The sequence below is a fragment of the Isoptericola sp. NPDC056605 genome (assembly GCF_042792795.1).
Lineage (GTDB): Bacteria > Actinomycetota > Actinomycetes > Actinomycetales > Cellulomonadaceae > Isoptericola.
In genome coordinates, this window is the sequence record NZ_JBHTVT010000003.1 from 42,702 (window position 1) to 63,614 (window position 20,913).

The window sequence follows — 20,913 nt, forward strand, 5'->3', positions numbered from 1 at the left end:
GTCAGCCGCGCAGCGGCAGGCTGAGCGTCGCGTCGCCGTCGGGCGTGACGCGCACGGGCACGCCCCAGTCCTGCTGCGCCAGGTGGCAGGCGGGGAAGACGTCGGGGTCGGGCTCGCCGTCCGGGCCGAGAGGGACGACGTCGCACGACGCCGCCTTCGCGGTCACGTGCAGCACGCCCTCGGCGACGTCCGGGTTCAGCACCAGCACGCGCTCCAGGTCGGTCCCGTCGCCCGCGCCGTCGAGCAGCAGCTCGGGCGGGGTGGCGCTGACGCGCAGCTCGGTGGACGGGCCCCAGCGGTCGTCGAGCTTCTGGCCCGGGGCGGGCACGAACGGCACGTCCAGGCGCAGCTCGCCGGGCGCGACCTCCGTCGCCGGGCGCGCCACTCGGTGCGCACCGCCGTCGAGCACCTGGCCCGCGACATCGGCGGGCAGCGCGACCCGGGTCAGCCGGTGCGCGGCGGACTCCACGACGAGCAGGTGGACCGCGTCGTCGGACGTCTCGACGAGCACGTCGCTCGGCTCCGCGAGGCCGGTGGCGAGCGTCGTCACGGTGCCCGCCGCCGGGTCGTACCGCCGCAGCGCGCCGTTGTACGTGTCGGCGACGACGACGCTGCCGTCGGGGAGCGACGCCACGCCCAGCGGGTGCTGCAGCAGCGCCTCGCCGGCCGCGCCGTCGCGGTGGCCGAAGTCGAACAGCCCCTGCCCGACGGCCGTGCTCACGGCGACCGTCCCGTCCGCGGCGGGCACGACGCGGCGCAGGGCCGACGTCTCGGCATCGGCGAGCCAGAGCGCGTCGGCGGCGTCGGGGCCGCTCGCGGCGGCCAGACCGGACGGCTGCGCGAACCACGCGTCGGCGCCCGGCCCGTCCTCCAGCCCCTCGTTCATCGTGCCGGCGAGCAGGCGGATCGAGCCGTGACCGTCGCTCGCCACCGGGTCGAACGCCCACAGCGTGTGGTTCCCGGCCATCGCGACGACGAACGCGCCGAGGCGCGGCGACCACGCGACGTCCCACGGGGAGCTGAGGCGCACGGCGGCCGCGGGGTAGGTCGCGGCCGGGTCGAACGCGTCGGTCGACCCGACGACGTTCTCCTGCCCGCCCACCATGAACTGCTCGCCCGTGCCGGCCACCGTCCGCACGCGCCCGGTCGCCAGGTCGACGCCGCGCAGCGCGTGGTTCACCGTGTCGGCGACGAGCACGTCGTACCCGAGCGCCGGGCGCAGCTCGTCCGGCACGCGGCACAGGCCGTTCGGCTCGCTGAACCGTGCCTCGTCGGGGGCCGCGTCGCCGCGGGAGTCGGCGAGCCCGCGCTCGCCGGAGCCGATGCGCCGCACCAGGGTCTCGCCGTCGGGCGCGAGCTCCGCCAGCGAGTGGTGCCCGGCGTCGGCCACGAGCAGGTTCCCGGACGGCAGCGCGACCGCCTTGGCCGGGAAGCGCAGCGTGCCCGACGTCGGCTCGGGCGGCACGTACGGCCCGTCGCCGCGGTGCAGCGTGCCCTTCGCGTCGTGCTCGGCGACCAGCTCGTCCACGATCGCCTCGATCGCCGACGCATGCCCCTCCCCCGCCATCTGCGCCACGACGTACCCCTCCGGGTCGACGACGACGAGCGTCGGCCAGGCGCGGGCCGTGTACGCGCCCCACGTGACCAGCTCCGGGTCGTCGAGCACCGGGTGGTGCACCTCGTACCGCTCGACGGCGGCGGCCAGCGCGTCCGGATCGGCCTCGTGCGCGAACTTGGGCGAGTGCACGCCCACGATCACCAGCTCGTCGCGGTGCCGCTCCTCCAGCTCGCGCAGCTCGTCCAGCACGTGCAGGCAGTTGATGCAGCAGAAGGTCCAGAAGTCGAGGACGACGATCTTGCCGCGCAGGTCGGCCAGCGTGACGTCGCGGCCGCCGGTGTTGAGCCAGCCGCGGCCGACCAGCTCGGAGGCACGGACGCGGGGCAGTCGGGAGGAGCTCACCGATCCATTCTGCGGGATCGGCCGGGTTCACCCGTGTCACGGCGGCCCGGCGACCGGGACGGCCGCCACACTGTGCCCATGACCGACGACTCCGGCGCGCCCGCTGCAGCTCCCGTCCCCGCCGCCGGCGGTTCCGTCGACCCCGAGTTCCCGCCCCGCAAGCCGTCCGCCACGGCGCTGGTGGTGGGGATCGTCCTGCTGGTCGTCGGGCTGGTCCTGTTCCAGGCGGGCCAGCAGATGTTCGTCGACGGGACGGTCGTCCTGGAGGACGAGCAGCCCCCGAGCGGCGACGTGCCGTACTACCTCGGCCTGATCACCGCGGCGGTCGGCCTGGTCGTCGTCCTCGCCGAGGTCTGGCGACTCGCCAAGCAGCTCGACGTCGTCTACAACTGGGCGATCGGCGCTCCCCCGGGCGGCGAGTGACGCGCCGCGGTGACGATCGCCCGTGACGCCGCTCAGGCGGCGTCGGGCAGCTCGACGGCGTTGGCCGCCCTGTGGATGGGCGCCGTCATCGCGGCCATCAGGCGGTCCTTGCCGGGCAGCCTGTCCATGACCCGCAGCATCGTGAGCGAGGCGCGCACCTGCCCACGGGTGGCGACCACCATCCGCTTGATGTTCGCCGGTCCGAGCGCCTGGTTCGCCGCCACGAACGGGCGCATCCGGCGCTCGTAGTCCGCGAACGCGGCGACGGGGTCGTCGTGCGCGTCGAGGGCGGCGGCCAGCACGTACGCGCCGACGAGCGCCAGGCTCGTGCCCTGCCCGGACGCCGCCGAGGCGCAGTACGCGGCGTCGCCGAGCAGCACGGTGCGGCCGGCCGACCACCGCTCGGCGCGCACCTGGCTGAGGGAGTCGAACAGCAGGTCGGGCGAGGCGGGAACGTCGGCCAGCAGGCCGGGCACCTCCCAGCCCTCGCCGGCGTACGCGTCGGCGAGCAGGCGCTCGCGTTCCGCGCGCCCGAGGTCCCGGTGGCCGAGGGGCCCCGACGACCACAGGAACATCGCCCGCGCGCCCTCCTCCCGCGCCGTGGCGTAGACCAGGGCGGTGCGGCCGGGCCCCACGTAGGTGACCTCCTCGCGGTCGAGGTCGAGCCGGTTGGGGACGGTCGCCACGGCGACGTAGTACCCGAGGTCGACGACGTGCCGCTCGTCCGGTCCGAGCACCAGGTTCCGCGTCCGGGAGCGCAGCCCGTCGGCGCCGACGACGACGTCGTAGCGCCCCGTGCGACCCGAGGCGAGCTCCACCTCCACGCCGTCGCCGGTGTCCACCAGGGACCGGACCGAGTCGCCGTGGACGTGCTCGACGCCGGCCGCCCCCTCGCGCAGCAGGCGGTGCAGGTCGCCGCGCAGCAGCTCGACGTCGTCGTGCGCGCGCCCGCCGAAGGTGTCGCCGTCCATGCTGGCGGCCCGGCGCCCGCGGGCGTCGACGACGGTGCCCGCGCGGACCTCCGTGCGCAGGCTCCGCGCCTCGTCGAGCAGGCCCATGCGGTCCAGGACCTGTAGCGCGGCGCCCCGCACGTCGACCTTGTAGCCGCCGTCGCGGGGCGCGGGCGCCTGCTCGACGACGGTCACGACGTCGCCGCGGGCGGCGAGCCGGTGCGCGAGCGCGAGGCCGGCGACGCCGCCGCCGGAGACGAGGACGGAGCGGTTCATGGGAGTTCTCCTGACCCTGGGAAGGTGGCGCGCACCACGCTAGACCCAATTTAGACGATCGTGCAAGACGTTCGTTTCAGACGTTCGAGCTAGCATGGTCACCATGCGCTCCACCGACAACAGGGCCGCGCTCCTCGCCGCCGCCCGGACCTGCCTGCGCGACAAGGGGTACGCCCGCACGTCGGCACGCGACGTCGCCACCACCGCGGGCGTGAGCCTCGCGGCGATCGGGTACCACTTCGGGAGCAAGGAGGCGCTGCTCGACGCGGCCCTCGTCGACGCCCTGCGCGACTGGGGCGACGCGTTGGAGGCCATCGGCGCCGAGGACCTGGGGGCGTCGCCGGGCGAGCGGTTCCGCGCGGTGTGGCAGCGGGTCATGGCGTCGGTCGCCGACGACCGCGCCCTCTGGGCGGTGCAGCTCGAGCTCGTCGCGGCCGCCGCGCGCGACCCGGAGCGGGCCGCCGCCGTCGCCGCCGACAACGCGCACGCCCGCGCCGCGCTGGCCGAGCTCTTCGGGGTCCCCGACGCCCAGGGCGCACTCGTGCAGATGCTGCTGCTGGGGGCGGTGTCGCGGGTGCTCCTCGACCCCGACGACACCGTCGGCGCGGACGAGCTGCTGGAGCAGGTGGCCGCGCTCGCGGCGCTGGCCGCCTGAGCGTCAGGACGTCAGAGCGCGGTGACCGCGCCGACCACCGTCACCTGCACGGGGACGCCGTCCACCTGGGGCGGCACGTCCTTGCGCGCGCTGAGGGAGACGACGTTCACCTGCAGCACCCAGTCCGTCTCGTCGCCGCGCTGGGCGAGGCCGACGCCGCGCACCCCCTCGACGCTCTCGAGCGCCTCGCGCAGGGCGGGCTTGGCGGCGCGCGCCTCGTCGATCGTGACCATGGAACACCTCCGACCCCTCCATTGTGCGCCACCCGCCGACAGGGCCGCAGTCCGGGTGCCGTGACCTGCGCCCCTATCGCACGGTCGGGCCCTCGACCTCCACGGGGCCCTGCGGGGACCGGCGTTCGATGCGCAGGTCGAGGGTGCTCCGGGACGTCGGGGCGACCGTGATCCGGGCCTCGCCCTCGCCGGCGTCGATGGCGCGCACGTGCAGGTGCCCGTCCTTGAGCTTGATCGCGAACTGGTTCGGCCCCGCGACGAACCGCACCTCCCGGTCGTCGTCGATCACCGTGGGGCCCAGGGGGAGACTCTTCGCCATGGGTACAGCATGCCTGCCATCCGGGCCGCCCCCGCCGGCCCTGGTCGACGGTACAGGTATCCGTGTACCGTCAGCGGGGTGACGAGCCTCCCGCTGCACCCCCTGCCGTCCGCCCGCCGCGCGCTCCTCGAGCGCCGGGTGCGCTGGATCGTCGCCGCGACGATCACGTACAACGTGGTCGAGGCGGTCGCGGCCATCGCGGCGGGGCGCGCGGCGTCGTCGGCGGCGCTGGTCGGCTTCGGCCTGGACTCCGTGGTCGAGGTGCTGTCGGCGGCCGCGGTCGCCTGGCAGTTCGCGGCGCCGGACCCGCACCGCCGCGAGCGCACGGCGCTGCGGCTCATCGCGGTGTCGTTCTTCGGGCTGGCGCTGTTCGTCACCGTCGACGCCGCCCGCACGCTGCTCGGCGCGGCCGACCCGGACCACTCCCCCGTCGGCATCGCTCTCGCGGCGGTCAGCCTCGCGGTGATGCCGTTCCTGTCGTGGGCCGAGCGGCGCACCGGCCGCGAGCTCGGCTCGGCGTCCGCCGTCGCCGACTCGAAGCAGACCCTGATCTGCACGTACCTGTCGGCGGTGCTGCTGGTCGGGCTCGTCCTCAACGCCACGCTCGGCTGGTCGTGGGCCGACCCGCTCGCGGCGCTCGTCATCGCCGGGTTCGCGGTGCGCGAGGGCGTCGAGGCCTGGCGCGGCGACGCCTGCTGCACCCCCGTCGGGGCGCTCCTCGCAGGTGACGACGGGTGCGACGACGACAGGTGCGACGACGGCTGCTGCGCTCCCCCTGACGGCGGGGCGGCCGGTCCGCGCTGACCGTGCGGCGGCACCGTCGCCGCCGGCCACCCCGCCGGGTCGTGCGGTCTCAGGCGGGCACGCGTGCGTGCCGCTCGCGCAGCCCGGCGTCGAGGGCGGCGAGGATCTCGCGCGCCTGCTCGACGTCCCACCTCGTGCCCTGGAGCTCGAACTCGAGCAGCACCGGGCGCCCGGACGCACGCGCCACCTGCCGTGCCGCCGCCTGGTAGTGCGGGCCGAAGTTCCGGTTGCCCGACCCCATCACGCCCACGAGCCGGCGTCGCGTCACGGGGTCGCGCAGGAACCGGCGCACCGGCTCGGGGAGGGTGTCGTTGTCCGGGTTGCCGGTCTTGTACGACGGCGTCACCAGCACCCACGGACCGTCCGGCACCGCACGGCGCACCGCGCGGTCGCCGAGGTCGCGGGCGGGGCGGCCGAGGCGCTCGCAGAACTGGCGCACCATGCCCGACGCGGACGACGCGAAGTACACCTCGACCTGGTCGGACGGTGCCTGCTCGGGCGACATCGGGCCTCCTGACTGGGCGGCTGCGGGCCGCCGGGACGACACCTCCAGCGTGCTCCCGGCACCCGTGGGACGGCGACCCCGGGCGCCATGGGATCGATCACGCGGCGCCGTCATCTCGGCGGCGCGCCCCTCACCGGCGCGGACGCGATCTCGCTGCGGCACCGCCTCGTCCGCGACAAGATGGGTGACATGAGCACCGAGATCCCGTCCCTGCCCCTGAACAACGGCACGTCGATCCCGCAGCTCGGCTACGGCGTCTTCAAGGTCCCGCCGGAGGAGACGCGCGAGCTGGTGCTGACCGCCCTCGAGGCGGGCTACCGGCACATCGACACCGCGCAGATGTACCGCAACGAGCGCGGCGTCGGCGAGGCCATCGCCGCGGCCGGGCTGCCGCGCGACGAGCTCTTCGTCACCACCAAGCTGAACAACGCGTTCCACGAGCACGACGCCGCGCTGGAGGCGTTCGACCGGTCGCTCGAGGAGCTCGGCCTCGACCACGTGGACCTGTTCCTCATCCACTGGCCGCTGCCCGCCGTCGGTCGGTTCGTCGAGGCGTGGGGAGCGCTCGAGGAGCTGTACCGCTCGGGCCGCACCCGCGCGATCGGCACGTCGAACTTCCAGCCGCACCATCTGCGCCGCATCCTCGCGGAGGGCACCGTGGTGCCCGCCGTCAACCAGGTGGAGATCCACCCGTGGTTCGGCAACGAGGAGGTCCGCGCCTTCGACGCCGAGCACGGCATCGTCACCGAGGCCTGGTCCCCGCTGGGCCGCGGCCGCGTGCTGGAGGACCCGACCCTCGCCCGCATCGCCGCCGAGCACGGCCGCACCCCCGCCCAGGTGGTGCTGCGCTGGCACGTGCAGCGCGGCGACGTCGTCTTCCCCAAGTCCGCGACGCCGTCGCGCATCCGCGAGAACCTGGAGATCTTCGACTTCGAGCTCTCCGGCGGCGACATGGCCTCCATCACCGGCCTCGACCGCGGCGAGCGCATCGGCTCCCACCCCGACGAGATGAACAACACCGGCCGCTGACCGAGTGCTGTGAGCATGACGATGGCCCACTCTCGCGAGCGAGGGTGGGCCATCGTCATGCTCGCAGCACGTCACACGGCCTTGCGGGTGGCGCGGATCCCGACGAGCAGGCCGACGGCGCACGTGGCGGCCGCGGCGACGACCCCCCACAGGACGGCGCTGTCGGCGAACGTGCCGCCGAAGAGCACGCGCTCGGCGTCGACCATGTAGGTGAGCGGGTTGAACTTCGCCGCGGTCTGCATCCACGACGGGCCGGCCTCGAGCGGCAGCATCATCCCGGACAGGATGAGCAGCGGGAACAGCAGCGACTGCTGCACGCCCCAGAACAGCCACTCCCGGTTCTTCGACGCCAGGGCCAGGGCGTGCGACAGCGCCCCGATCCCGACGCCGAACACGCCGAGCAGCACCAGGCCGGCGAGTGCGGGCAGCACGTGGAACGTGAACCCGAAGGGGATGCACACGACGGCGATGAGCAGCCCCTGCGCCAGCAGCGGCGCGAACTCCTTGAGCGCGCGGCCCACGAGGATCGCCGAGCGGTCCAGCGGCGTCGCGAGCACCCGCTCGTAGGAGCCGGTCATGATCTCGTACAGCAGGTTCGAGCCGGTCATCGAGGTGCCGAACAGCGAGATCATGACGATCACCCCGGGCACGAACCACTGCAGGGTGTCCGCCGTGCTCGCTCCCTCGCCGCCGAAGCCACCACCGAACGTGCCGGTGAGCAGCGGTCCGAACAGGCCGAGGAAGATCAGCGGCTGCAGCAGCGAGAAGATCAGCGTGAACGGGTCGCGCAGCACCAGCAGGATCTCGCGGGTGAAGACCGCCCCCGTGTCCGAGACGAACTTGCCCGGCCCGGTGCGCGTGACGATGCGCGGCGCCTCGTGCTGCGCCGTCGTCGTGGTGGTGCGGGTCTGCTCGGTCATGCTGCCGCCTCCTCGCGCAGGCTCCGGCCGGTGAGGTTGAGGAACACGTCGTCGAGGCTGGCCTGACGGGCGCTCGCCGACGTCGTGGCGATGCCGGCCACCCGGAGCGCCTCGATGACGGCGGGCAGCGCCTCGGCGCCCTGCGCCGTGCCGACCCGCACCTGCAGCCCGGCGTCCTGCGCCGTGAGCTCGACGTCGCCTAGCGCGTCCGGCAGCGCGGCCCGGACCGCCCCGCCGTCGTCGGTCGCGACGACGACGGTGAGGGTGTCGTCGGCGTACCGACGCTTGAGCGCGTCGGGCGCGGCGTCCGCGATGATCTCGCCGTGGTCGATGACGACGACGCGCTCGGCCATGCTGTCCGCCTCGTCGAGGTAGTGCGTGGTGAGCACCACGGTCATCCCGTACCGCTCGCGCATCGCCGTGATGTGCCCCCACAGGTTGGCCCGCGAGTGCGGGTCGAGACCGGTGGTGGGCTCGTCGAGGAACAGCAGCGGCGGGTGGTTCATCAGCCCGAGCGCGACGTCGAGCCGGCGACGCTGGCCGCCCGACAGCGACTGCACCGACCGCTTCTCGAGGCCGCCCAGCTCGAGCGCCGCCATGAGGTCGGCGGCGCGCTCCCTGTAGACCTCCGGCGGCAGCCCGTAGAAGCGGCCCTGGTTGTGCAGCTCGTCGGCCACCTTGTAGCTGAAGCCGCCGCCGTTGCCCTGCCCGATGAAGCCCAGCCGGGCCCGCACCTGCGCGGGGCTCTTGACGACGTCGTACCCGGCCACGGTGGCCTCGCCCGCCGTCGGCTCCAGGAGCGACGTCAGCATCCGCAGCGTCGTGGACTTGCCGGCCCCGTTGGGCCCGAGGAAGGCGACGAGCTCGCCCTCCGCCACGTCGACGTCGATCGCCTTGACCGCCTCGACGGTCTCCTTGCGACGGCTGAACGTCTTGGTCAGCCCTCGTGCTCGAATCATCTCCGCACCTCTTCCACCCTCATCTCTCGTACGCTGTACTGGAACTAGTCTCGACTCTAGCCAGGGGGTCCGACAAGACCCGTGCGCGAGGACGGGACCGCCGGGATGGGAGGATGACGAGCCATGTCGAGCACTTCGCCTCAGCCGCCGGACGACGGCGTCCCCCGCCCGCCCGAGGTCGTGCGGCGGCTGGCACTGCTGTGGGACCCGCCGCAGCCGTCGGGCCGCGGCCGCCGGGCCCGGCTGACCCTCGACGACGTCGTCGGCGCGGGCACCGCGATCGCCGACGCCGACGGGCTGGAAGGGCTGTCGATGCGGAAGGTCGCGGCACGTCTCGGCGTCGGCGCGATGTCGCTGTACACGTACGTGCCGGGGCGCACGGAGCTGCTGGACCTCATGATCGACCGCGCCTTCGCCGAGCTCGGGCTGCCGCCCGCCACGGCGACCTGGCGCGACGGCCTCGCCGCGTACGCCCGCGCGCACTGGGAGCTGTTCCAGCGCCACCCGTGGATCCTGCAGACCAACATGTGGCGCCTGCCCCTCACCCCGTCCGTCCTCGACGCGCAGGAGTGCGGGCTGCGCACGCTCGTGGACACCGGGCTGCCGGAGCGTCAGGTGGTGGAGATCGTCGGGCTCGTCGACGCGTTCGTGCGCGGGCTGGCGCGCTCGACCGTCGCGGAGTCCGCGGAGAAGGACGCCTCCGGGCAGAGCAACGACGAGTACTGGACGTCGATGAGCAGCTTCTGGGTGGACCACTTCGACCCGCAGCGCTACCCCACCATGCTGCGGATCTGGGACGCGGGCGGCTTCGACGCGGAGGCCACGCCGTTCGAGGCCTCGCTGGAGCGGCTGCTCGACTCCGTGGGCATGGCGATCGACCGCGCGCGCGGGACTTCCCAACCCGGCGGCTCGTCCCTACGATGAACTGGTCCAGACCACCGTCCCGGAGGACCCCATGGAACGCACCGTCGTCGTCGCCATCACCGAGGGCCTGCACGCCCGCCCGGCCGCGCTCTTCGCGCAGAAGGCCGGCCAGCAGCCGGTGCCCGTGAAGATCGCCAAGACCGCCGGCGGCGACGCCGTGGACGCCGCGAGCATCCTCGGGATCATGACCCTCGGCGCCTCGGTCGGCGACGAGGTGGTGCTGCGCACCGAGACCGACGGCGACGACGCCAGCACCGCGCTCGACGCCCTCGTCGAGTTCCTGTCGCAGGAAGCGGTGGCCTGACGGACAGGCCCGCCCGGCCGAGCGGGTTCTTCCACTCGGCCGGCTGGCTGTTCGGCGAGATGCTCGTCGGGGCGCTCGTCGGGCTCGTCGCGGCCTTCGTGCTGTCGGTCGACGCCGTCGAGCTCGCGGCGAACCCGGACGCCGCGCTGGCGTGCGACATCAACGCCGTGATCTCGTGCGGCACGGTCGGCACGTCGTGGCAGGCCAGCCTGTTCGGCTTCCCCAACGCGTTCCTCGGGCTGATCGCCGAGTCCGTGGTCATCACCGTGGCCGTCGCGGGCCTGGCCGGCGTGCGGTTCCCGCGCTGGTTCATGACGGCCGCCCAGACCGTCTACCTGCTGGGGTTCGTCTTCGCGTACTGGCTGTTCTGGCAGTCGATGTTCGTCATCGGCGCGCTCTGCCCGTGGTGCCTGACGATCACCGTCTCCACGACGCTGGTCTTCGCGTCGATGCTGCACTGGAACATCCTCGAGGACAACCTCTACTGGCCGGCCCGGATGCAGTCGTGGGCGATGTCGCTGGTGCGCTCCGGCGCGTTCGGCATCCTCACCGCCGCCTGGTTCCTGCTCCTCGCCGCCGTCGTCCTGCTCAAGTACGGCACGGCCCTCTTCGCCTGATGGCGTGAGCGGGCGGGCGGCCCCTCTCGTCGAGAGGTGGGCCACCCGCCCGCTCACCGCACCCGGGTCGGTGTCAGAGGCCGAGGGGATCCAGGACGTCGACCAGCTCGCGCCGCACGGCGGACCGGGCGGCGTCGGCGTCGGGCTGCTCCAGGGCCACGCGGGCGAGCTCGCGACACCGCACGAACGACACCTCGGCCAGCACCGCCGCGACGTCCGCGAGCGCCCGCGGCGTCATGGACAGCGACTTCACGCCGAGGCCCACGAGCACGGGCGCGAGGACGGCGTCGGCCGCCGCCTCGCCGCACACGCCGACCGGGCGGCCGCGGGAGTGCGCGCCCTCGCAGGTGGCGCGCACCAGCTCGAGGACGGCGGGCTGCCACGACGTGGACAGTGCCGCGAGGTCGCCGAGCATGCGGTCGGCGGCCATCGCGTACTGCGTGAGGTCGTTGGTGCCGATGCTGCCGAACGTGGCGTGCTCGAAGACCCACCGCGACCGCAGCGCGGCGGCGGGGACCTCGATCATCGCGCCGGCGCGCCGCAGCCCGTGCGCCTCGCACGCGGCGACGAACGACCGCGCCTCGTCCGTGGTGGCGACCATCGGCGCCATGACCCACACCTCCGCGGACTCGGCCTCGGCGGCCGCGGCGATCGCCTGGAGCTGCCGGTCCAGCACCTCCGGGTGGGCGACGGCGGTGCGCAGGCCGCGGACGCCGAGCGCCGGGTTGGGCTCGTCGTCGGCGGTGACGAAGGGCAGCGGCTTGTCCGCCCCGGCGTCGAGGGTGCGGACGACGACCTTGCGGCCGGCGAACGCGGACAGGACGCCGCGGTAGGCGGCGACCTGCTCCTCGACGGTCGGCTCGACGTCACGCCCGAGGAAGCAGAACTCGGTGCGGAACAGGCCCACGCCCTCGGCGTGCGCGGCGACGGCGGCCTGCGCGGCCTCCGGGTCTGCGACGTTGGCGAGCAGCTCCACCCGGTGCCCGTCGGCGGTGCGGCCGTGGCCGTCGAACTCGCGCTCGACGCGCACCGCGCTGCGCGCGGCCTCGACCTCCGCGTCCGACGGGTCCTGCAGCACGGTGCCGGCGCCGCCGTCGACGACGACGGTCTCGCCGTCGGCGAGGTCCTCCGCGCCCCGGGCCGCGACGACCGCGGGGATGCCGAGCGCGCGCGCCAGGATCGCCGTGTGCGAGGTGGGGCCGCCGCCGCTGGTGACGATGGCGACGACCGCCTCCGGGTCGAGGGTCGCCGTGTCGGCGGGCGCCAGATCCTCGGCGACCAGCACGAACGGGTGGCCGGGCGAGGGCACGCCCGGCGGCCGCACCCCGGTGAGCTCGGCGACGATGCGGTCGCGCACGTCGCGCACGTCGCGGGCCCGCTCGCTCAGCGGCGGGCCGAGCGGCTCGAGCTGCGCGGCGAGCGCGTTCGCGGCGTCCCACACGGCCCGCTCGGGGGTCGCGCCCGACTCGCGCACGCGCCGCTCGGCGTCGGACGCGAGTGTGGGGTCGGCCGCCATCGCGGCGGTCACGGCGAGCACGTCCGCCGCCGTCCCCGTGGCCTGCGCCGCCTGCGCGGCGAGGCGGTCCCGGACGGCGGACGTCGCGGCGCCCAGGCGGGACACCGCGTCGTCGGCACCGGAGCCGTCGGACGTGTCGAGGGCCGCCGCGGGGGGCTCCGGGACGGGGGCCGGCATCGTCACGACGACGCCGGCCGCCCGCCCGGGGCTCACCGGGGCACCGGTGAGGGTGGTGCTCATCAGACGGAGCCCTTCTCCTTCGCGGCGCCCTCGCCACCGGGGGCGCCGCCGGCCGGCACCGCGGCGGCCTCCTTCTGGTCGGTCACCGCCTGGTCGCCGACGACCGCGGCCGTGGCCTCGGGGTCGTCCTCGCGCCCGGGGGTCCGCAGGTTCCACTTCGTGATGACCCACCGGAACAGGAAGTAGTAGAGGACCGCGTAGCCGAGCCCGATCGGGATCAGCAGCAGCGGCATCTCCGCGATGCGGAAGTTCAGCAGGTAGTCGATGACGCCCGCGGAGAAGCCGAAGCCGTCGCGGATGCCGAGCGCGTTGACGAGAGCCATCGAGGTGCCGGTGAGGACCGCGTGGATCGCGTACAGCGGGTAGGCGACGTAGACGAACGCGAACTCGAGCGGCTCGGTGACGCCGGTGACGAACGCGACCAGGGCGGCGGAGCCCATGACACCGGCGATGACCTTGCGGTTCTTCGGCTTCGCCGTGTGGATGATGGCGAGCGCCGCGGCCGGCAGGGCGAACATCATGATCGGGAAGAAGCCGGTCATGAACGTGCCGGCGGTCGGGTCACCGTGCAGGAAGCGTGCGATGTCGCCGTTCCACACGGCTCCGGACGCGTCGGTGTAGGAGCCGAACTGGAACCAGGGCAGCGAGTTGAGCAGGTGGTGCAGGCCGATCGGCAGCAGCAGGCGGTTGAGGGTGCCGTAGACGAAGGCGCCCAGCACGGTGGAGCCGGTGACGAAGCCGCCGATCTGGTCGTTGATCAGCCAGTTGAAGGCCGGGTAGATCAGCGCGCCGACGACGGCGATGAGCACCGACATCCCCGCGGTGACGATCGGGACGAAGCGGCGGCCGCCGAAGAACGCGAGGTACTGGGGCAGCTTGATCCGGTAGTACTTCTGGTAGAGCAGCGCCGCGGTGAGACCGATGACGATGCCGCCGAGCACGCCGTAGTCGATCATCAGCTGCTCGCCCTTGTCGTCCAGGCCGAGGACGTACGGGGACAGCACGTCGGTGACGCCCGTGAAGACGAGGTAGCCGATCAGCGCGGCCAGCGCGGTGGAGCCGTCCGACTTGCGGGCGTACCCGACCGCGACGCCGAGCGCGAAGATCAGCGCCAGGTTGGCGAACAGGGCGTTGCCCGCGGCGCCGAGGACGTCGGCCACCGGCTGCATCCACGAGAAGGTGCCGGCGACACCCGCGGGACCACCGAGCATGTCGGGCTGCCCGAGACGCAGCAGCAGGGCGGCGGCGGGCAGCGAGGCGATGGGCAGCATCAGCGAGCGGCCCACCCGCTGCAGCTGGGCAAAGCCGGGGATGCTCCGCTTCTGCTTGGTCTCTGCGACCGTGGTCATGGTTCTCCTCCGATGGATGGCCCGGGGGCGGGCGTGTCCTGCAGGCCCGTGCCTGCGTCGTCCGGCGGCAGTGTCGCGACGTCGGGGCGTCATTGCCGGTGCTCCACACGCTGCCACCGGCAGGTTGTCTGGACCACTTGCAGGAAGAGTGGTCTAGACCTCATGATGTGTCAACCCCGCGGTTCGGCGGGGAGGACACCGCACCGGGAGCGGGCCGCGACGCCCGATACTGGTCCCGATGTCGCACAGCACGCAGATCGATGCCGATCACAGGGCAGGACAGGACACGAGGATGGTCAGGGACGGCGCTCGCCCCGGCGAGCACAAGTACCTCGCGGTGCGCGCGTACCTCGCCGACCTCGTCACGACCGAGCTCGCCGTCGGCGACGCGATCCCGTCCGAGCGCAGCCTCACCGAGAAGTTCGGCGTGTCGCGGATGACCGTGCGCCAGGCGATCGACGCGCTCGTCACCGAGGGCGTGCTGGAGCGCGCGCAGGGCCGCGGCACGTTCGTGGCCCCGCCGCGCGCCGACTTCGAGATGCGCCTGACGACGTTCGGCGAGGAGGCGCGGCGCCGCGGCCTCGTCCCCGGCGCCACGGTGCTGCGGCGCGAGCAGCTGCCCGCGCCCGCCGTCGTCGCCGAGGCGCTGGACCGCGAGGTCGGCACCCCGGTGCACCACGTGGTGCGGCTGCGCACCGCCGACGGCAACCCGATGAGCGTCGAGGAGTCGTGGATCCCCGTCGACCTCGCCCCCGACCTGCTGTCCGGCGGCGTGCCCGACAGCATCTACGCGGCGCTGCGCGAGCGCGGCCTCGACCCCACCTGGGGCGAGGAGGTCATCACCGCCGCGGACGCCACCCCCGAGGAGCTCGAGGCCCTGCAGATGCAGGGCTCGCGCGCCGTCATGCGCACCGCCCGGCGCACCTTCGGCGGCGACGCCGCCGTCATGTACTCGCGCGCCTGCTACCGCGGCGACCGGTACAGCGTCTTCGTGCCCCTGCGCGAGGCACGGCCCACGCTCGTCCCCCGCACGCGGTCCGCCGACCCCGGCACCGGCACCGACGCCGGCCGCCCCGTCCAGCCTTCCGAACGCCCCGGACGCATCCCCGAAGGGAGCCCCCGATGAGCACGCCCGACCCCGACGCACAGCTCGCCGCCTCGATCCTCGCCGGCCTCGGCGGGGTGGAGAACATCGAGGAGATCGACCCGTGCACCACCCGGCTGCGGTCCCTCGTCAAGGACCCGGCCCTCGTCGACGCCGCGCTGCTGAAGCGCGCCGGCGCGTTCGGCGTGATGATCAACGGGCGGGTCGTGCAGGTCGTCGTCGGCCCGCGCGTCGACACGATCGCCTCCGACCTCGCCGAGCTCATGTGAGCGCGGCCCCGCACCCCACGCCCCCCGGAATCTCCACCCGGACCCCACCAAGGAGCATCATGAGCAAGGCACAGCAGATCCTCGACGCGCTCGGCGGCGACGACAACATCATCGACCTCGAGCCGTGCATCACCCGGCTGCGCGTCGAGGTCGAGGACCCCGCCAAGGTGATCGACGCCGACCTCACGAAGGCCGGCGCCATCGCGGTCGTGCGCTCCGGCGTCGCCATCCAGGTCATCGTCGGCCCCGAGGCCGACACGCTCGCCTCGGACATCGAGGACCTCCGCTGATGACGGCGCTGACCGTCCTCGCGCCCGTCACCGGCACCGTCGTCGACGTGTCCGAGGTGGACGACCCGGTGTTCTCCGCCGGCCTCGTCGGCCCCGGCCTCGCGATCGAGCCCGACGGCGTCCGCGGGGGCGAGGCGGTCGCGCCCATCACGGGCACGATCGTCAAGCTGCACCCGCACGCGTTCGTCGTGCAGCACGACGACGGCCGCGCCGTGCTCGTGCACCTCGGCATCGACACCGTCAAGCTCGGCGGCGAGGGCTTCACGACCCACGCGTCCGAGGGCGACGCCGTGCAGCGCGGCACCGTGCTGGTCACGTGGGACCCGGCGGCCGTGCGCGACGGCGGCAAGTCCGCCGTCTGCCCCGTCGTCGCGCTCGAGGCCACGCCCGACGCCGTCGACCACCTCGCGCAGGTCGGCACGATGGTCGAGCACGGCGAGGACCTGCTCACCTGGGGCTGACGCACCCGCCGAGGTAGCTCGAGATCTGCCGAGGTAGTTCGCAGGCCCGCGAGGTAGTTCGCTACCTCGCGAGGGCTCGAACTACCTCGGCAGATCTCGAGCAACTCGGCGAATCGTGGACTACCTCGGCACGAGGGTGACGCCCAGGGCTTCGAGGACGGCGTCGACCGGGTTGCAGTACGTCAGCCCGGTGCCGTCGGCGCCGCCCGTCTCGGAGCCGGCGAACAGCAGGCCGAGCGCGACGCCGTCCTCGCGGTAGACCAGCGACCCGGAGTCGCCGCCGCGCGAGAACGCGCCGCCGGTGCCCTCCACCTCGATCTGGTTGTCGAAGGACAGCGCGCCGAGCTCGTCGCCGTACCCGACGACGACGTCGTCCATCTCGATGGCCGTGACCCGGCCCTGCGTGTGCGCCGTGGTGCGCCCGATCTTCGCCACCGCCTCGCCGCCCACCGCGACGGCCGTGGTGGTCACCGTGCCCACCGGGTACGTCGGGTCGATCTCGACCCCGTCGTCCAGCACGGCGAGGGCCGCGTCCACCGTGGCCGGCTCGCCCGGCGTCAGCGGCACCACCTGCGCGAGGGTGCCGACCCGGTCCTGGGGTGCGCGGCCGCCGTCGGCCGGGCCGGGCTGCACGACGACGTCCCCCACCTGAGCGGACGGCGACCCCGCCAGCACGTGGAAGTTGGACAGGACGTACCGCGCGGCGTCGTCCGCCTTCACCACGAACGCACCGAGCGTCCCCGCGGTGACGTCCACGTGGGCGATCGAGACGCCCGGGCGCAACGGCCGTACCCGGTCGGTCTCCCCGAGGGCCCGGGCCGTGGCGACGGGCGGGCGGACCTGCGCCCCGAGGGTGCGGATGCGGCCGGTGCGGCGCACGTCGACGGCGTCGCCCGCCTCGGCGGCGAGCTTGCGCACGAACGACCGGGCGGTGGGGACCCCGAGGCGGTAGCGCACGGCGATGCCGAAGCCCCCGTCGCCCTGGGGCGCGAGGCCCAGCGAGAGGGTGGGCGCGCGCACCACGTCGGCGGGGGTGGCGTCGTCGCCGACCGCGTACGGGCTGGCGGGCACGCCGTGCCGTTCGGCCAGGTCACGGGCGAAGTCGCTGAGCTGTGCCTTGGTCTCGCGCGCCTGGGTGAGGTCCATGCGGCGAGTCTGGTGCAGACCGGTGACACACCCCGATGTCACAAACCGGCGAGTCGGACATCTCTCCCCGCGTGAGACCCGCACCAGCCCTGCTCGCGCCCGACTTCGACGACGTCCGGCGCGCCCTCACCTGGGCGCTCGACCACGACCTGCACGCCCTCCTCGAGCACCGCCAGGTCGCTCACCTGGGCCACGCCGCGCGACGACGCGCCGACGCCGTCCTCGTGCTCCGCTGGCAGCGCGCCGCCGCCCGCGCGAGCCACGGGCTCTGAGCGCGGCGCAGGCCGCGTCGCCGCTGCTCGGCGCGCGGTATCGCGGGGGCCGTGGCACGGTGAAGCCTCAGGCCCATCCCTCGCCGACGTGGGGCCTTTGCGGGTCCTGACCTTCTTCATCGCTCGGAGGAGAGGCCGCATGACGCACGACGTGACGACCGCACGGACCCGCCGGACCTCGCGGGTGGCCGCTGCGGTCGCGAGCCTGGGGATCGTCGGGCTGCTCGTCGCCGGGGCCACGGCCCCGCCGCTCGCGGGTGCCGAGGTGCCGCCGGTCACGACGACCACGTCGGTCATCACCGTCAAGACGGGCGCCGACCGGCAGTCGACGTCGGAGGTCTCCCTCCTCCCCGGCGTCGGGCTCCAGCTGCGCTACAGCAACCAGGCGGGTGCCGCGGGCGACCTCGTCACGGACGACTGGGGCTTCTGCACCTCCGACGCCGACGGGGACTGCAGCTTCGTCGTGCCGCAGACGGACACGGCCACCGGGAGCGGCGGCAACCGCGGGCGGTACTTCCTCGTCGAGCAGACGGGCGCGCCCGCCGGCTTTACGACCAACGCGGCGCTCGGCACCGGCACCACCGCGTCGATGACGTCCCTTCCGTACCGCTTCCTCACCCCGGCCATGCAGGCGGGCGTGACGTACTCCTCCACGGGCGCGCCGGGCACCACCCCTTTCATGGTGTCGACCGGCGCGGGCCCGACGGCCTCGGGCGGCGTCTGGCAGTCGTCCCGCTCGAACCCGCCGGCGCCCGAGCAGTGCGGCATCGACGTCGCGCTGGTCACCGACGTGTCCGGCTCCGTGGCCGGTCAGATCACGTCCCTCAAGGCGGCGGCGACCCAGTTCGTCGGCGCGCTCACGGGCACGCCGTCGACGATGGGCCTGTACACGTTCGCGAACACCGCCCCCGCCAACACGAGCAACAACGCGAACGTGCCGCGCACCCCCGTCTCCAGCGCGACCAACGCCGCCGCGCTCACCGCCTCGATCAACGGGTACACGGCCGGCGGTGCCACCAACTGGGACGAGGGCCTGTACCAGGTGGTGCCGGAGGCCGCCCAGTACGACATGGTCATCGTCCTCACCGACGGGAACCCGACGCTGTGGGGCAACGGCCAGGGCAACGGGAGCAACACCCGGTTCCGCGAGACCGAGCGGGGGATCTTCTCGGCGAACGCCCTCAAGGTCGCCGGCACCCGGGTCGTGGCGTTCGGCGTCGGCGACGGGTTGACGGCCGAGGGCAGCCGGCAGAACCTGGTGGCCATCTCCGGCCCCGTCGAGGGCTCCGACTACTTCCGCACCACCGACTACGCCCAGGCGGGGGCCGAGCTGCGGGCGATCGCGCTGGCCGGCTGCACCCCGTCGATCAGCGTGGTCAAGCAGGTCGTCCCGCCGGGCACGCCCGACGGCGACATCACCGGGGCCGAGCTCATGCCGGGCTGGACCTTCGACGCCGCCTTCGACGGGGACGCCGTCTCCGAGGGGGACACCACCGCCGTGACGGACGCGACCGGCGGCGTGAACTTCCAGTTCGGCTTCCCGGGCGAGACCGGCTCGGGGTCGGTGACCATCACCGAGACGCTGCAGGGCGGCTTCGTCCCGCACCCGACGGACGGCGACGACGACGGCACGCTCGACAACGCCGTCTGCCGGGACATCTCGCAGCCGGGCGAGCCGCAGGTCGTCCCGGTGGAGAGCAGCGACGACGGGACGGAGTTCACCGCCGACGTGGACCAGGGCTCCGTCCTCACCTGCACCGTGTACAACGAGTCGCCGGTGCCTCCCGCGTCGGTGGTGGTGGACAAGCAGTGGTCGATCAACGGCGCGGACCCGGTAGCCCACGGTTCGCAGCCGTCGGAGCTGACCGCCGGCGCGCTGCTGAACGGCGCCTCCGTGCCGTGGGGCGGAGCCGGCACCACCGGGTTCGCCGAGGGCGACGAGGTGACCGTCGACGAGACCCTCGGGGAGACGGGCGCCGGCATGCCGCGCTTCTGCACGCTGACCGACAGCTCGGTCACCGGCCCGGGCGGCGCGGAGGGGGAGCTCGGCGGGTCGTTCACGCTCGACGAGGGCGTCAACACGTTCCTGGTGACCAACGAGGTGGAGTGCACGACGCAGCTCTCCCTGGTCAAGGAGGTGCGCGGCGGCGGCCCGGCCACACCGGAGCAGTGGACGCTCACGGCCCTGGACCCCGACGGCGCCGAAGCGCTCAACGGCACCACGGGCGTCGAGGGCGATGTGATCCCGCAGGCCCTGTACACGCTGACGGAGTCGGGCGGCGACCCGCGGTACGCGCAGTTCGTCGACCCGACGGCCACACCGAGGCCGGGCTCGTCCGGCAGCTGGGTGTGCCGGGAGATCGACGCCGACGGCAACCCCGTGCCCGGCTTCTCGGACGGCCTCAACGGCGGCGTGCAGGTGTTCTTCGGCACGCACGTGGAGTGCACGGCGTACAACGACACGGCCCCGCTGCGCCTGCGCAAGGCGGTGGACGACTCGTTCGGCGGCACGGCCGTGCCCGGCGACTGGGAGCTCACCGCGACGCCCCTCGGCGACGACCTCCCGGAGGGGCTCGGACCCCAGACGGTCACGGGCTCCCTCGCCGGTGACGAGGTCTTCCTGCGACCCGGCGTCGAATACCTCATCACCGAGGACGGGCCGCTCGGCTACGAGCTGGTCGACCAGGTGTGCCGCATCAGCGACGGCGGCGACCGCGTCGGGGACCGGCTGTTCACGATCGAGCTCGTCTGGCCGGAGTCGGCGGACTGCCTGCTCACCAACCGGGCCGTAGGCGCGAGGCTGACGCTCGTCAAGGAGGTCGTCAACGACGACGGCGGCACGGCCGAGCCCGAGGACTGGACGCTGGCGGCCGACGGCCCGACGCCCGTCACGGGCGTGACGGGCGCGGACGAGGTCACCGGGGCCGAGGTGGCGCCCGGCGACTACGCGCTGTCCGAGGACGGGCCCGCGGGCTACACGTCGCTCGGGTGGACGTGCGCCGCCGAGGGCGACCCGCTCGCCGTCGAGGACGACACGGTGACCCTCACCGGAGGCACGGTCGTGACCTGCACGGTGGCGAACGACGACGACGCGGGACCGACGCCCTCGCCGAGCCCGACGCCCTCGGTGACCCCGACACCGACGGCCAGCCCGTCGCCGTCGCCCAGCCCGTCGGCGACGCCGACCACCGCGCCCACGACGCCCCCGTCGGCGGGCCCGGGCGCCCCGGGGAGCGACGGCGGAGACGCCGGTCCGGGCACGTCAGGTGGACCGTGGGGCTCGCTGCCGGTCACCGGGTTCGGCGGCGGCCTGCTGCTGCTCGCCGTCCTGCTCCTCGTGGCGGGGACGGTGACGCTCGTGGTGCGGCGGTCGCGCTCCTGACGACC

Annotated in this window: 23 protein-coding genes; 13 read left to right on the forward strand and 10 right to left on the reverse strand. The window is 74.0% G+C overall.

Translation table 11 applies throughout. The features are described from left to right. Position 1: 1 nt before the first annotated feature. Positions 2–1,960 (reverse strand): NHL domain-containing thioredoxin family protein, encoded by a 1,959-nt coding sequence (locus ACFQ8Y_RS04420; protein ID WP_430584716.1) that lies wholly within the window; start codon positions 1,958–1,960, stop codon positions 2–4. Positions 1,961–2,038: 78 nt separating this feature from the next. Here ACFQ8Y_RS04420 and ACFQ8Y_RS04425 point away from each other — a divergent pair, with 78 nt between their 5' ends. Beyond that, on the forward strand, positions 2,039–2,383 hold the full coding sequence (locus ACFQ8Y_RS04425; RefSeq protein ID WP_430551663.1) for a hypothetical protein: 345 nt from the start codon (positions 2,039–2,041) through the stop codon (positions 2,381–2,383). Positions 2,384–2,415: 32 nt separating this feature from the next. Here the strand turns inward: ACFQ8Y_RS04425 and ACFQ8Y_RS04430 are convergent, their stop codons facing one another. Next, a complete protein-coding gene (locus tag ACFQ8Y_RS04430; protein WP_430551662.1) occupies positions 2,416–3,609 on the reverse strand; it encodes an FAD-dependent monooxygenase in 1,194 nt (397 codons plus the stop codon). A 103-nt stretch (positions 3,610–3,712) separates the two neighbouring features. Between ACFQ8Y_RS04430 and ACFQ8Y_RS04435 the strand changes: the two genes are divergently transcribed. Continuing rightward, positions 3,713–4,264, forward strand: a complete 552-nt coding sequence (locus ACFQ8Y_RS04435; protein ID WP_430551661.1) for a TetR/AcrR family transcriptional regulator — start codon at positions 3,713–3,715, stop codon at positions 4,262–4,264. An 11-nt stretch (positions 4,265–4,275) separates the two neighbouring features. On the opposite strand, the gene ACFQ8Y_RS04440 is transcribed toward ACFQ8Y_RS04435, so the two are convergent. Beyond that, positions 4,276–4,497: a hypothetical protein gene (locus tag ACFQ8Y_RS04440; RefSeq protein ID WP_430551660.1), complete on the reverse strand. Its 222-nt coding sequence runs from the start codon at positions 4,495–4,497 to the stop codon at positions 4,276–4,278. Positions 4,498–4,570: 73 nt separating this feature from the next. After that, positions 4,571–4,816, reverse strand: a complete 246-nt coding sequence (locus ACFQ8Y_RS04445) for a hypothetical protein (RefSeq protein WP_430551659.1) — start codon at positions 4,814–4,816, stop codon at positions 4,571–4,573. 78 nt (positions 4,817–4,894) lie between these two features. On the opposite strand from ACFQ8Y_RS04445, the gene ACFQ8Y_RS04450 reads away from it, so the two are divergent. Beyond that, positions 4,895–5,620, forward strand: coding sequence for a cation transporter (locus ACFQ8Y_RS04450; RefSeq protein WP_430584717.1), 726 nt, complete (start codon positions 4,895–4,897; stop codon positions 5,618–5,620). 49 nt (positions 5,621–5,669) lie between these two features. On the opposite strand, the gene nrdI is transcribed toward ACFQ8Y_RS04450, so the two are convergent. Further along, positions 5,670–6,125 (reverse strand): class Ib ribonucleoside-diphosphate reductase assembly flavoprotein NrdI, encoded by a 456-nt coding sequence (gene nrdI, locus ACFQ8Y_RS04455; RefSeq protein ID WP_430584718.1) that lies wholly within the window; start codon positions 6,123–6,125, stop codon positions 5,670–5,672. A gap of 189 nt (positions 6,126–6,314) precedes the next feature. Here nrdI and ACFQ8Y_RS04460 point away from each other — a divergent pair, with 189 nt between their 5' ends. Continuing rightward, on the forward strand, positions 6,315–7,154 hold the full coding sequence (locus ACFQ8Y_RS04460) for an aldo/keto reductase (RefSeq protein WP_430551710.1): 840 nt from the start codon (positions 6,315–6,317) through the stop codon (positions 7,152–7,154). A 71-nt stretch (positions 7,155–7,225) separates the two neighbouring features. Here the strand turns inward: ACFQ8Y_RS04460 and ACFQ8Y_RS04465 are convergent, their stop codons facing one another. Then, complete coding sequence (locus ACFQ8Y_RS04465; RefSeq protein ID WP_430551656.1) at positions 7,226–8,074, reverse strand: ABC transporter permease; 849 nt, start codon at positions 8,072–8,074, stop codon at positions 7,226–7,228. Next, on the reverse strand, positions 8,071–9,033 hold the full coding sequence (locus ACFQ8Y_RS04470; protein WP_430551655.1) for an ATP-binding cassette domain-containing protein: 963 nt from the start codon (positions 9,031–9,033) through the stop codon (positions 8,071–8,073). Before ACFQ8Y_RS04470 ends, ACFQ8Y_RS04465 begins: the two co-directional genes overlap by 4 nt. Positions 9,034–9,156: 123 nt before the next feature. Between ACFQ8Y_RS04470 and ACFQ8Y_RS04475 the strand changes: the two genes are divergently transcribed. The 3 genes from ACFQ8Y_RS04475 to ACFQ8Y_RS04485 are packed head-to-tail and all read left to right on the forward strand — an operon-like array spanning position 9,157 to position 10,878. Then, positions 9,157–9,957 (forward strand): TetR/AcrR family transcriptional regulator, encoded by an 801-nt coding sequence (locus ACFQ8Y_RS04475; protein ID WP_430562772.1) that lies wholly within the window; start codon positions 9,157–9,159, stop codon positions 9,955–9,957. A gap of 31 nt (positions 9,958–9,988) precedes the next feature. Then, on the forward strand, positions 9,989–10,261 hold the full coding sequence (locus ACFQ8Y_RS04480; RefSeq protein ID WP_430551653.1) for an HPr family phosphocarrier protein: 273 nt from the start codon (positions 9,989–9,991) through the stop codon (positions 10,259–10,261). A 59-nt stretch (positions 10,262–10,320) separates the two neighbouring features. Continuing rightward, the gene (locus ACFQ8Y_RS04485; protein ID WP_430562770.1) at positions 10,321–10,878 is read left to right on the forward strand and encodes a vitamin K epoxide reductase family protein; all 558 of its coding nucleotides are present in this window, start codon (positions 10,321–10,323) and stop codon (positions 10,876–10,878) included. A gap of 73 nt (positions 10,879–10,951) precedes the next feature. On the opposite strand, the gene ptsP is transcribed toward ACFQ8Y_RS04485, so the two are convergent. Together ptsP and ACFQ8Y_RS04495 are read right to left on the reverse strand one after the other, a co-directional pair. Next, positions 10,952–12,634: a phosphoenolpyruvate--protein phosphotransferase gene (ptsP, locus tag ACFQ8Y_RS04490; protein ID WP_430584719.1), complete on the reverse strand. Its 1,683-nt coding sequence runs from the start codon at positions 12,632–12,634 to the stop codon at positions 10,952–10,954. Continuing rightward, the gene (locus ACFQ8Y_RS04495) at positions 12,634–13,983 is read right to left on the reverse strand and encodes a PTS transporter subunit EIIC (protein WP_430551650.1); all 1,350 of its coding nucleotides are present in this window, start codon (positions 13,981–13,983) and stop codon (positions 12,634–12,636) included. Before ACFQ8Y_RS04495 ends, ptsP begins: the two co-directional genes overlap by 1 nt. 292 nt (positions 13,984–14,275) lie before the next feature. Between ACFQ8Y_RS04495 and ACFQ8Y_RS04500 the strand changes: the two genes are divergently transcribed. The 4 genes from ACFQ8Y_RS04500 to ACFQ8Y_RS04515 are packed head-to-tail and all read left to right on the forward strand — an operon-like array spanning position 14,276 to position 16,108. Continuing rightward, on the forward strand, positions 14,276–15,109 hold the full coding sequence (locus ACFQ8Y_RS04500; RefSeq protein WP_430584720.1) for a GntR family transcriptional regulator: 834 nt from the start codon (positions 14,276–14,278) through the stop codon (positions 15,107–15,109). After that, positions 15,106–15,357 (forward strand): PTS transporter subunit EIIB, encoded by a 252-nt coding sequence (locus ACFQ8Y_RS04505; protein WP_429765703.1) that lies wholly within the window; start codon positions 15,106–15,108, stop codon positions 15,355–15,357. Before ACFQ8Y_RS04500 ends, ACFQ8Y_RS04505 begins: the two co-directional genes overlap by 4 nt. A 59-nt stretch (positions 15,358–15,416) precedes the next feature. Next, on the forward strand, positions 15,417–15,647 hold the full coding sequence (locus tag ACFQ8Y_RS04510) for a PTS transporter subunit EIIB (protein ID WP_429735428.1): 231 nt from the start codon (positions 15,417–15,419) through the stop codon (positions 15,645–15,647). Next, positions 15,647–16,108, forward strand: a complete 462-nt coding sequence (locus ACFQ8Y_RS04515; RefSeq protein ID WP_430584721.1) for a PTS glucose transporter subunit IIA — start codon at positions 15,647–15,649, stop codon at positions 16,106–16,108. The genes ACFQ8Y_RS04510 and ACFQ8Y_RS04515 overlap by 1 nt, the downstream gene beginning before the upstream one ends. 120 nt (positions 16,109–16,228) lie before the next feature. Here the strand turns inward: ACFQ8Y_RS04515 and ACFQ8Y_RS04520 are convergent, their stop codons facing one another. After that, on the reverse strand, positions 16,229–17,254 hold the full coding sequence (locus ACFQ8Y_RS04520) for a hypothetical protein (protein WP_430584722.1): 1,026 nt from the start codon (positions 17,252–17,254) through the stop codon (positions 16,229–16,231). 71 nt (positions 17,255–17,325) lie between these two features. Between ACFQ8Y_RS04520 and ACFQ8Y_RS04525 the strand changes: the two genes are divergently transcribed. Together ACFQ8Y_RS04525 and ACFQ8Y_RS04530 are read left to right on the forward strand one after the other, a co-directional pair. Continuing rightward, positions 17,326–17,526: a hypothetical protein gene (locus ACFQ8Y_RS04525; protein WP_430551646.1), complete on the forward strand. Its 201-nt coding sequence runs from the start codon at positions 17,326–17,328 to the stop codon at positions 17,524–17,526. Between the two features lie 139 nt (positions 17,527–17,665). Next, positions 17,666–20,908 (forward strand): VWA domain-containing protein, encoded by a 3,243-nt coding sequence (locus tag ACFQ8Y_RS04530; RefSeq protein ID WP_430584723.1) that lies wholly within the window; start codon positions 17,666–17,668, stop codon positions 20,906–20,908. The last annotated feature ends 5 nt before the right edge of the window (positions 20,909–20,913 follow it).

Bases quoted from the DNA above. Each gene is read 5' to 3' on its own strand.
- ACFQ8Y_RS04440 (WP_430551660.1), bottom strand. From the start codon at position 4,497: ATGGTCACGATCGACGAGGCGCGCGCCGCCAAGCCCGCCCTGCGCGAG.
- ACFQ8Y_RS04430 (WP_430551662.1), bottom strand. From the start codon at position 3,609: ATGAACCGCTCCGTCCTCGTCTCCGGCGGCGGCGTCGCCGGCCTCGCG.
- ptsP (WP_430584719.1), bottom strand. From the start codon at position 12,634: ATGAGCACCACCCTCACCGGTGCCCCGGTGAGCCCCGGGCGGGCGGCC.
- ACFQ8Y_RS04500 (WP_430584720.1), top strand. From the start codon at position 14,276: ATGGTCAGGGACGGCGCTCGCCCCGGCGAGCACAAGTACCTCGCGGTG.
- ACFQ8Y_RS04445 (WP_430551659.1), bottom strand. From the start codon at position 4,816: ATGGCGAAGAGTCTCCCCCTGGGCCCCACGGTGATCGACGACGACCGG.
- ACFQ8Y_RS04495 (WP_430551650.1), bottom strand. From the start codon at position 13,983: ATGACCACGGTCGCAGAGACCAAGCAGAAGCGGAGCATCCCCGGCTTT.
- ACFQ8Y_RS04460 (WP_430551710.1), top strand. From the start codon at position 6,315: ATGAGCACCGAGATCCCGTCCCTGCCCCTGAACAACGGCACGTCGATC.
- ACFQ8Y_RS04475 (WP_430562772.1), top strand. From the start codon at position 9,157: ATGTCGAGCACTTCGCCTCAGCCGCCGGACGACGGCGTCCCCCGCCCG.
- nrdI (WP_430584718.1), bottom strand. From the start codon at position 6,125: ATGTCGCCCGAGCAGGCACCGTCCGACCAGGTCGAGGTGTACTTCGCG.
- ACFQ8Y_RS04470 (WP_430551655.1), bottom strand. From the start codon at position 9,033: ATGATTCGAGCACGAGGGCTGACCAAGACGTTCAGCCGTCGCAAGGAG.
- ACFQ8Y_RS04515 (WP_430584721.1), top strand. From the start codon at position 15,647: ATGACGGCGCTGACCGTCCTCGCGCCCGTCACCGGCACCGTCGTCGAC.
- ACFQ8Y_RS04530 (WP_430584723.1), top strand. From the start codon at position 17,666: ATGACGCACGACGTGACGACCGCACGGACCCGCCGGACCTCGCGGGTG.
- ACFQ8Y_RS04505 (WP_429765703.1), top strand. From the start codon at position 15,106: ATGAGCACGCCCGACCCCGACGCACAGCTCGCCGCCTCGATCCTCGCC.
- ACFQ8Y_RS04480 (WP_430551653.1), top strand. From the start codon at position 9,989: ATGGAACGCACCGTCGTCGTCGCCATCACCGAGGGCCTGCACGCCCGC.
- ACFQ8Y_RS04425 (WP_430551663.1), top strand. From the start codon at position 2,039: ATGACCGACGACTCCGGCGCGCCCGCTGCAGCTCCCGTCCCCGCCGCC.
- ACFQ8Y_RS04520 (WP_430584722.1), bottom strand. From the start codon at position 17,254: ATGGACCTCACCCAGGCGCGCGAGACCAAGGCACAGCTCAGCGACTTC.
- ACFQ8Y_RS04465 (WP_430551656.1), bottom strand. From the start codon at position 8,074: ATGACCGAGCAGACCCGCACCACCACGACGACGGCGCAGCACGAGGCG.
- ACFQ8Y_RS04510 (WP_429735428.1), top strand. From the start codon at position 15,417: ATGAGCAAGGCACAGCAGATCCTCGACGCGCTCGGCGGCGACGACAAC.
- ACFQ8Y_RS04485 (WP_430562770.1), top strand. From the start codon at position 10,321: ATGCTCGTCGGGGCGCTCGTCGGGCTCGTCGCGGCCTTCGTGCTGTCG.
- ACFQ8Y_RS04435 (WP_430551661.1), top strand. From the start codon at position 3,713: ATGCGCTCCACCGACAACAGGGCCGCGCTCCTCGCCGCCGCCCGGACC.